Source organism: Psychrobacillus sp. NPDC093180 (assembly GCF_044754065.1).
GTDB lineage: Bacteria > Bacillota > Bacilli > Bacillales_A > Planococcaceae > Psychrobacillus.
Genome location: NZ_JBIVOJ010000001.1, coordinates 624,753 through 633,954 on the forward strand (window position 1 = coordinate 624,753; position 9,202 = coordinate 633,954).

Here is a 9,202-nt window from a genome sequence, read left to right on the forward strand (position 1 = left end):
CTCTCGCCCTCAAGATGAAAATCTTGGGAGGTGGGAGTTTTTTTATTTTATTTAAAATGTGTGGAAGGAAAAATAGAAAAAAAGAGGTGGAGTGTATGCACTGGGCATATGAAATAGCGGAAAGATTAATTGAAAAACATCCAACAAAAGAGGTTTTTACTTGTGCTTCAGGGATTAGCCCTTCTGGTTCTGTCCATATCGGGAATTTCCGGGAGATCGTAACAACTTTTTTTGTAGTGAGGGCTTTAGAAAGCTTAGGTAAAAAAACGAGGTTTATTTTTTCGTGGGATGACTTTGATCGGTTAAGAAAAGTTCCTCAAAATGTACCAGCATCTTTTGAAAGATTTGTTGGTATACCTTATTCGGATGTCCCAAACCCTTTTGGAGAAGGAAGTTATGCTCATTATTTTGAAAAAGAGTTTGAACAATCCTTACAAGCTTTTGGCATCCAACCTGAGTTTATATACCAAAGTGTGGAGTATCAAAGTGGACGATATTCGGACTACATTAGGATTGCATTGAAGAAAAGGAAAGAGATATACGAGATACTCATGCGTTTTAAGTCCAGCCCTTTTTCTTCCGAACAAAGTGAAGCATTTTTCCCCATCACCTTATATTGTGACAGCTGTAACAAGGATACGACCGCTATAAGTGCTTTTAACGAAGAACTCGGACAAATCGAATACACCTGTACTTGTGGGAATGAAGGAGTGCAATCACTAGGGGGAAAAAACAGGATAAAACTAAATTGGAAAGTCGATTGGGCAATGCGCTGGATGATGGAAGATGTAGTATTTGAACCAGGGGGAAGAGATCATTCATCTGCAACTGGAAGTTACAATGTTTCTAAAGCTATTGCGAAAGAAATCTTTAATTACGAGGCGCCTGACTATACCGCGTATGAATTTATTGGACTAAAAGGGACAAATGAAAAAATGTCTAGCTCATCAGGAAACGTACTAACACCAAATGATCTTCTATTAGTCTACACACCGGAAATTATTCTATTTATGTTTGCCAAATACAAACCAAGTGCTTCCTTTCATATTGGACTAGATGAAGATGTACTGCGCAATTACTCAGAGTTTGAACGATATCAATTAGCTTATGTAAAGGGATTGATAAAAGAAGATATTCGACTTACATTGGAGTTGGCTTGTGGCGGTAGTATAAATAGACAGCCGAGTTTTAGCCAAGTTGCAAGCATTTTCTCGCTTATAGGTTTTAACTATGAATTATTACAAACTTCCTTAAGTCGAACTGGAGAAGAATATACAATGGAAGAGATCAATCCGATTAGTGACAGGGTGGCTCATTGGATAAAATATTGGAATCCTCATCGATCGGTAAGTATAAACAAGGAAAATAATATCTTGTACTACAATAATTTGACTACTGAGCAACGAAGCAAAGTAAACGAACTAACAGAGTTGCTAAGAAATGAAACTTCCTTATCAGGAGATTCTTTTATGAACCAAATATATGCTATATGTGAAGAAGACGATAAAAAAAGAATGCGTGAAAGCCAAAAAGACTTATTTCAAAATGTCTATCAATTAGTTATAGGTCAAAGTAGTGGACCCAGATTACCTTTACTCATAAGTGCGGTTGGTAGAGAGAAAATGGTTAAACTACTTACATTTTCTTGAGTGGATATTCCTGTTTCTGATGAATAAGACCTATAATGAGTGCTGTCCAAATAACCACTATTTTCCTTGAGTGGTGGTAGAAGAGTTACAAACCAATTTTTTCTATTTAATTCCTAAGCATTGTTTTTATGAAAATTACAACTTCTCTCTTTACCTTCTATTGTAAAAGTGGAATATTATAACTATTGATAGGTTACTAGAGGAGGAGAAGCATGTTCACGTACGTGGGATTATTGTATAATGAAGAAAATGGGCATCGTTCAATAGTGATTGTTTCTAAAATTTTGGTGAGGCATTGCTTATGAAAGTGTTAGATGTAGATCTATTTGAAGATGGGTTACAACGCAACATAGCGATGCTTGATAGGTTAAGAAGCGAAGTAGATTCCATCTATCAGTCAGTATTAGGACTGGTTGATATGGAAGAACAATTGAAAGGAGCAGGCGGAAATGCCATTCGCTCCTTTTACCGGGAATGTCATCTGCCATTTCTACAATTTTTCCGCATCTTTTCCGAAAACTTTCAACAAGTCCTCAGCCAGATGGAAGCAGCTCTTCATTCACTCGAGCCAGATTCCGCAGGCTACATACTGGAACAATTTCTAGAAGGCGAACTGGAAGATGGACTGACGCTGATTGGCCAGCTGACCGAAAGCTTGACGGATGAGACCAATAGTATCATGGACCAGGTCAGTGATATTGTTGGTTTACCCCATTTGGATGATAGTGGGGTACAAATGGGAGTCATCGATTCTAAAAGAAAACGCACTGACACGGTCAATGGGCTTCACGAATTTGATGCCTCTCAGACGAACGCGCTAAACCCCATCGAACAGGGCTTGCAGGCGATGGACACATGGCTGGCAGACTTGGAAGGACTGTTTAAAGCAGGGGTAAAAGATATAACCTTTGAGCAAAGCCAATGGGAAGTTCTTACGTTAAGAAGTGACATTCGAACAGAACTGTTCCCAAAAGTATACTTAGATCCTAGTAACTTGTGGGTGGAGAAACAGGAAAAGTTGATCGGCACCATGCTTACCGCAGCGACTTACCAAAGTCTTGAAGGAAAAAAAGTGACCACTGTCGAAGAGAACGTAGAGGAAAATGTCAAGTACCATCAATATGAAAATGGGTTACTTGTTAAAGAGTATTTGGTAGGCGAAACAGTTTTCTATGAAGTTGTTTCTAAAGTAGAATATAAACAAGAGACCGTTCAAGTTGAGAAACCAAAGGAAAATAAAGGACTAGATATATTCCAGACCGTATTAGATGTGGCCGGACTTGTCCCAGGATTTGGCGAAATAGCGGACGGTGTAAACGGGGTTATTTATACCGCTAGAGGAGATAAAACGAACGCCGCATTATCTTTTGGTGCAATGATCCCTTTTGCAGGATGGGCGAGTACTGGTGGGAAATTCGTCAAAAAAGGCAGCGATTTATATCAAAGAAGGAATGTTGTAAGCACGGAGAAAATGGCATCCATCTATACACCCATTTACCAAGATGTCGTCAATAGTCCATTAGGAAAAACACAAAATCACCTGGATATATTGTCTAATGGTTACAAATATAGTACGCCGAATGCCCTTCCGTTTAATATGCCATCAGCCAAAACGGAGATTCCTACGACGATTAAAAGTGCGGATGTCGATGTTAAGACTGATATAAAGAATGTGGAAGCTGGGTCTAAGGGTACGGGTGAAGTTAGTAAGGAAATTTCTTATATCCCATCCGTAAAAGAGGCAAAAGAAATTATAGCAGAGAGAACAAAAGGACTAGATTTAAAAGAGCATCCAACTACGACAAAACAAATGAGTTCTAAGAAAATGAAAGAGTTAAAAGATAAGATTGATAATAGAACTATCACAAAACAAGAGTATGCAGACTACATTTGGAATAAAGAATTTGCTAAAAGAAGGGATAAAGGAGTTAAAGAATTTTGGTATCAAGAACAACAAAGATTATTAAATAATGAACCACTTACTCGTGATTGGTCTCAAGAACACTTAAAAGATATTCTTGCTGGTAAAACTCCTAAATATGCTAATAAACCAATTGCAGGGCATCATAGTTATAGTGCTTCGAAATATCCACATCTTGCTGATAGAGGAGAAATAATCTATCCAGCAACTTTTAATGAACATTTAAAAGGATGGCATGGTGGAAATTGGAGGAATAGTATTCCGGGGGAGCCTATTATTCCAATTAAAGACTTTTAGGGAGGGAAAATTTTATGGTGAAAATGAAATTGAAAATTGATAATGATTCCAATAAATTAAAGTATGTATCTATTATCAGACAGAATAATGGAGCAAGTATTCAAGATATAAAAACAAATATAGAAGATAATAAAGTTGTACTAGAATGTGATTATTTTGATACAGATGAATTAAAAGATTTTAAGAAAACAATGGGAGCTTTAATAAGTAAAGGGGCTACAATCCATTTGTTTCAAGATGATAGAGAGGTTCAGGTTGATTATATTAGTAACCTTATTAGTTCGTATGAACAAATTGCAGAAGACAGAGAAAAGCTGGATGATAGAATTTTAGGTGATGATTAAAAAAGAGTTGAGCATTAAAACGGTCAGTATCAACTTTATGTATTGAATTGTAAACAAAATAATACTAGTTATGAACATGGATAAAAGCATATATATAGACGTAAAGATAAAGTATATTTGCTAAATATATTGTGAATGTAAAGTGATGGGTCTTGTTAAGTTTTTATAATGATTATACTCGTTAGTATCTAAATTATGACTTTGAAGTTATGAATGAAGTTAAGATTTTTTTTAGAAGTCATGGAGTATTTATTTTCAAACGTATCATTTCTTTATATCTAATTCAATATTTTGTATTACAATAGATTAAGAATTTTTGATAAGACCTTGATTGGTAATTTGCCTTTCAAGGTTTTTTTGTAGGGTACAACATAATAAACATAAATTTGCGTTATGGAATATAAAGGTAGTGAAGTATTGGACAGGTCGAAGATTAATAAAACGTTGAGGCATGGTTACGCAACCTCAACCTGCCCTATCAGATTTAGAAGCGATGGACACATGGCTGGCAGACTTGGAAGGACTGTTTAAAGCAGGGGTAAAAGATATAACCTTTGAGCAAAGCCAATGGGAAGTTCTTACGTTAAGAAGTGACATTCGAACAGAACTGTTCCCAAAAGTATACTTAGATCCTAGTAACTTGTGGGTGGAGAAACAGGAAAAGTTGATCGGCACCATGCTTACCGCAGCGACTTACCAAAGTCTTGAAGGAAAAAAAGTGGCCACTGTCGAAGAGAACGTAGAGGAAAATGTCAAGTACCATCAATATGAAAATGGGTTACTTGTTAAAGAGTATTTGGTAGGCGAAACAGTTTTCTATGAAGTTGTTTCTAAAGTAGAATATAAACAAGAGACCGTTCAAGTTGAGAAACCAAAGGAAAATAAAGGACTAGATATATTCCAGACCGTATTAGATGTGGCCGGACTTGTCCCAGGATTTGGCGAAATAGCGGACGGTGTAAACGGGGTTATTTATACCGCTAGAGGAGATAAAACGAACGCCGCATTATCTTTTGGTGCAATGATCCCTTTTGCAGGATGGGCGAGTACTGGTGGGAAATTCGTCAAAAAAGGCAGCGAGGCGATAGTAGATGCCCAAAGTGCAAGTAAAGCCACGGATAATGTCAAAGGTGGAGCAAAGGGTGCAACCTTAAATCAAGACCAATTAAAAGTTGTCGAGGAAGTTGAAACGGGGAATATAACTTTAGTAACGAACAAGCAAAAAGGTAACTATGGTGAAATGAAAATGGATATCCATTTTGAAAGTCAAGGTTTTACTAGAATTAGTAACGATAGAGTAACTAGTCTAGATGATAAAATAGTAAAAGGAATTGATGGGGTATACCTTGACCTAGGCCCACCTCCAAAATATATTCTCGGTGAGGCCAAATATGGGAGTTCTACTCTAAGCAATACCAAAGATGGAAGACAAATGAGTGAAACATGGATAGAGGGAAGAAATAGACTAGAAAGCGCAGTAGGAAAAGATAATGCAGATGATATTTTGCTAGAAGGATATGATAGGATATTAGTGAATACTAGAGAAGACGGTTCTGTTATAACTAAAGTATTAGATGATAATGGATATGTAATAAAATAAAAGGGTGTGAAAAAAATGGTAAGAGATTCACTTAAAGATACAAAATATTTTAACGAATATGTTGCTGAAGAAAAAAATAGAATAAATAAATTTGAGTTAAAGTTAAGTAGTAATGAAGTAAGAGAAGATAGAGTCGTAAACGTCAAAAAAAAAGTATATGATTTAAAATTTCAAATATTAATAGCTAATTATTCAATGGGCGAACCGGTAGAAAATCTCATTGATGACTATCGTTTAATAGTGCAAGACATGAAAGAACTTTGGGATCCTGCACGTTATGAAGATATGTTGTGGATGCTAGCTATAGGTGTTATGTTGGAGATTGATGATGAATCCTTTAATGTTTTAGTGAAGTTAGTAGAAAACAGCCACCTGGATGATTTTTTATATAATTTTATCATTCATTCAAGAAAAAGTGAGGTGAATTATCAGGATAGTGCATTGTTGTTTGAAGTACCATTTAATAGTCTGATAAAGGTAATTCATGCGGAGAATGAAGGCGATGCTATTGCCTTAATGAAGGAATATCTGTTAGAAAAGTGGTATGTTGGACATAAGGATATGGGATGGTATGACTGCCATAAGCATCGTGAAAAATTATACTTTGGCTATTGGAGTTTTGAAAGTGGAGCCATTGTAAAGATATTAGGACTAGATGATAGCATATTAAAAACTATTCCCTATTATCCTTATGACATGGTACATTTTAGAGGAATCTAAAACGAAATTGCTAGTTTATTTAAAACTTCCTTTAATATTAAAACTTGAAAGAGTGTATTCTATACTAGATAATTCTACGTAATTTAATAATTTTAAAGAGACTCCATACCAGATTTGGAGTCTCTTTTATTATTAGCTAGCTAACAAGGAATTCAGCAAGTCCTCAGTCAGATGGAAGCAGCTCTTCACTCGTTCGAACCAGATTCCGCAGGCTACATACTGGAACAATTTCTAGAAGGCGAACTGGAAGACGGACTGACGCTAATTGGTCAACTGACCGAAAGCTTAACGGATCAAACGAATAGTATAATGGACCAAGTCAGTGATATTGTTGGTTTACCCCATTTGGATGATAGTGGAGTACAAATAGGAGTCATCGATTCTAAGAAAAAAAGGGATGACACGGTCGTTGGGCTTTATGAATTTGATGCGTCTCAAACTACCGTACTAAATCCCATTGAACAGGGCTTGCAGGCGATGGACACATGGCTAGCAGATTTGGAAGGACTGTTTAAATCAGGGGTAAAAGATATAACCTTTGAGCAAAGCCAGTGGGAAGTTCTTACGTTAAGAAGTGACATTAGAACAGAACTGTTCCCAAAAGTATACTTAGATCCTAGTAACTTGTGGGTGGAGAAACAGGAAAAGTTGATTGGCACCATGCTTACCTTAGCGACTTTCCAAGGACTTGAAGGAAAAAAAGTATCCACTGTCGAAGAAAACGTAGAGGAAAATGTCAAATACCATCAATATGAAAATGGATTGCTTGTTAAAGAATATATGGTTGGAGAAACAGTTTTCTATGAAGTTGTTTCTAAAGTAGAATATAAACAAGAGACCGTTCAAGTTGAGAAACCAAAAGAAAATATAGGACTAGATATCTTCCAGACTGTATTAGATGTGGCCGGACTTATACCAGGAGTTGGAGAAATAGCCGATGGTGTAAATGGGATTATTTATACCGCTCGAGGAGATACGACGAACGCAGCACTCTCTTTTAGTGCAATGATTCCCTTTGCAGGCTGGGCGAGTACAGGTGGAAAATTCGTCAAAAAAGGCAGCGATTTATTGGAAGCAAGAAATGTAGTGAACACGGAGAAAATGGCATCCATCTATACACCCATTTACCAAGACGTGGTGAATAGTCCACTTGGTAAAACACAAAATCAGCTAGATATATTAACTAATACACGTTACCAATTAGGTACGCCAAATGCCTTTACTTTTAATTTGCCACCAAAAACCGATATCCCTACGACGATCAAAAGTGGTGATGTTAAGACTGACATACAGAATGTGGATATTGGGGCTAAGGGTACTAGTAATGTTATTGAAGGAGGGACAAAGACCGATTTTACAGGAAAACTTCGAGGTGAAAGTGTTACTCTAGAAGGAATAAAAACAAAAGAAATAGTATATGTAAAACGAGATAGAACAGAATTAGAAAGCTTAAGAAAAGAGTTTGATAATTCGATAAGAAAACAATTTTTGAGTGACTTGTCAAAAAATACAGAGATTTTAAAGGATGCAGGTTTCTCTGATATTGATATAGCAAAATTACAAAAAGGTAGAGTTCCTGATGGTTGGCAAGTTCATCATAAAGTACCAATAGATGATAGCGGAACAAATAGTTTTAGTAACCTAATATTAATCCAGAATGAACCTTATCATAAAGTTATAACGAATTTTCAAAATAGTTTTGCAAAGCAACTAGCTCCAGGTGAAAAACAAATAGTTGATTGGCCAATTCCTGAAGGGAAATTGTATCCTGAAAAACGTTAGGGGGTTTAAAATATGTGGAATATCAAATTAGAAGAAATAATAGAGGAAAAAAATTTATATGGTGAGCAGGTAAATACAGGTGCTAGTGAAGCAGAGTTAGAAAAATTTAAGAAAAATGTTAAGGAAGAGTTACAAAAAAAATTACCAAGTGAATATATTAATGTTCTTAAGGTAATAAATGGTTTAGAGTTTAATGGGTTTATTTTATACGGAATAGATAAAGTATTATTAGAAAAGAAACCGAACCAACATATTAATGGATTAATTTCTTTTAATCAGATATGGTATGAAAATGAAGACCAAAAAAAATATTTGTTTTTGGGAGAAAGTAATATCAGTTGGTATGTATATGATACAAATAAAGAGCAATATATTGAATTAGATAATCCATCAGGGCGAGAAATGGTTGAATTCAAAAAATTTGATGAAATGCTTGAAAAGCTATTGTCAGATTCATTATTATAAAAAAATTTAAAAAAATTAACGTAAATATAAGAACGTTTTATAAGCTCCATAGAACAGTTTATCGACTTAAAAAGGCATGCAACATCCAGAAAGTCCTAATATAGAAAAAATTCTAAAGAGGAATTAGTTGAAATTATAAATAAAAAATGCAATCCTATAATATCTGACGAAGATGTAAGTCAATAATTAAGAATTCTAGAGGATAATGTTTCTAATTCTGAGCAGATTAATAATTTCAAAGAGACTCCATACTTGATTTGGAGTCTCTTTTGTGCGCTTGGCAGCGCTTTTCTCTAACGGGTGAAAGTCCCTAACATGCCGTAGTGGCGGAAGTGTATAGCTGACTGGTAGTGCGGGTATCGCGAGATTCCGTGCGGAGGACTAGAAGGCAAAACCCGGAACAGATGGCATTACCCAGGTTGGC

General features: G+C 35.8%; 7 protein-coding genes and 1 other annotated feature (1 of these 8 running past the window's edge). All 7 genes read left to right on the plus strand.

Annotation, left to right across the window (positions count from 1 at the left end):
• Window positions 1-14, plus strand: a binding site (T-box leader) (it extends 240 nt beyond the left edge of the window).
• Window positions 15-95: 81 nt separating this feature from the next.
• Window positions 96-1,649: a lysine--tRNA ligase gene (gene lysS / locus ACIP9W_RS03195; protein WP_400785904.1), complete on the plus strand. Its 1,554-nt coding sequence runs from the start codon at window positions 96-98 to the stop codon at window positions 1,647-1,649.
• Window positions 1,650-1,950: 301 nt separating this feature from the next.
• Complete coding sequence (locus ACIP9W_RS03200) at window positions 1,951-3,867, plus strand: T7SS effector LXG polymorphic toxin (protein ID WP_400785906.1); 1,917 nt, start codon at window positions 1,951-1,953, stop codon at window positions 3,865-3,867.
• 14 nt (window positions 3,868-3,881) lie between these two features.
• Window positions 3,882-4,211, plus strand: a complete 330-nt coding sequence (locus tag ACIP9W_RS03205) for a hypothetical protein (protein ID WP_400785908.1) — start codon at window positions 3,882-3,884, stop codon at window positions 4,209-4,211.
• 451 nt (window positions 4,212-4,662) lie between these two features.
• Entirely contained in the window at window positions 4,663-5,811 is a 1,149-nt protein-coding gene (locus ACIP9W_RS03210; protein ID WP_400785910.1) for a hypothetical protein, read from the plus strand.
• A 15-nt stretch (window positions 5,812-5,826) separates the two neighbouring features.
• Complete coding sequence (locus ACIP9W_RS03215) at window positions 5,827-6,531, plus strand: PoNe immunity protein domain-containing protein (RefSeq protein ID WP_400785912.1); 705 nt, start codon at window positions 5,827-5,829, stop codon at window positions 6,529-6,531.
• 150 nt (window positions 6,532-6,681) lie between these two features.
• Window positions 6,682-8,313: a T7SS effector LXG polymorphic toxin gene (locus ACIP9W_RS03220; RefSeq protein WP_400785974.1), complete on the plus strand. Its 1,632-nt coding sequence runs from the start codon at window positions 6,682-6,684 to the stop codon at window positions 8,311-8,313.
• Window positions 8,314-8,325: 12 nt separating this feature from the next.
• Window positions 8,326-8,778 (plus strand): YrhA family protein, encoded by a 453-nt coding sequence (locus ACIP9W_RS03225; protein WP_400785914.1) that lies wholly within the window; start codon window positions 8,326-8,328, stop codon window positions 8,776-8,778.
• The last annotated feature ends 424 nt before the right edge of the window (window positions 8,779-9,202 follow it).

What these genes read in the sequence shown, in the direction of transcription:
- lysS (WP_400785904.1), top strand. Translation starts at nt 96, where the DNA reads ATGCACTGGGCATATGAAATAGCGGAAAGATTAATTGAAAAACATCCA.
- ACIP9W_RS03200 (WP_400785906.1), top strand. Translation starts at nt 1,951, where the DNA reads ATGAAAGTGTTAGATGTAGATCTATTTGAAGATGGGTTACAACGCAAC.
- ACIP9W_RS03225 (WP_400785914.1), top strand. Translation starts at nt 8,326, where the DNA reads ATGTGGAATATCAAATTAGAAGAAATAATAGAGGAAAAAAATTTATAT.
- ACIP9W_RS03205 (WP_400785908.1), top strand. Translation starts at nt 3,882, where the DNA reads ATGGTGAAAATGAAATTGAAAATTGATAATGATTCCAATAAATTAAAG.
- ACIP9W_RS03215 (WP_400785912.1), top strand. Translation starts at nt 5,827, where the DNA reads ATGGTAAGAGATTCACTTAAAGATACAAAATATTTTAACGAATATGTT.
- ACIP9W_RS03210 (WP_400785910.1), top strand. Translation starts at nt 4,663, where the DNA reads ATGGTTACGCAACCTCAACCTGCCCTATCAGATTTAGAAGCGATGGAC.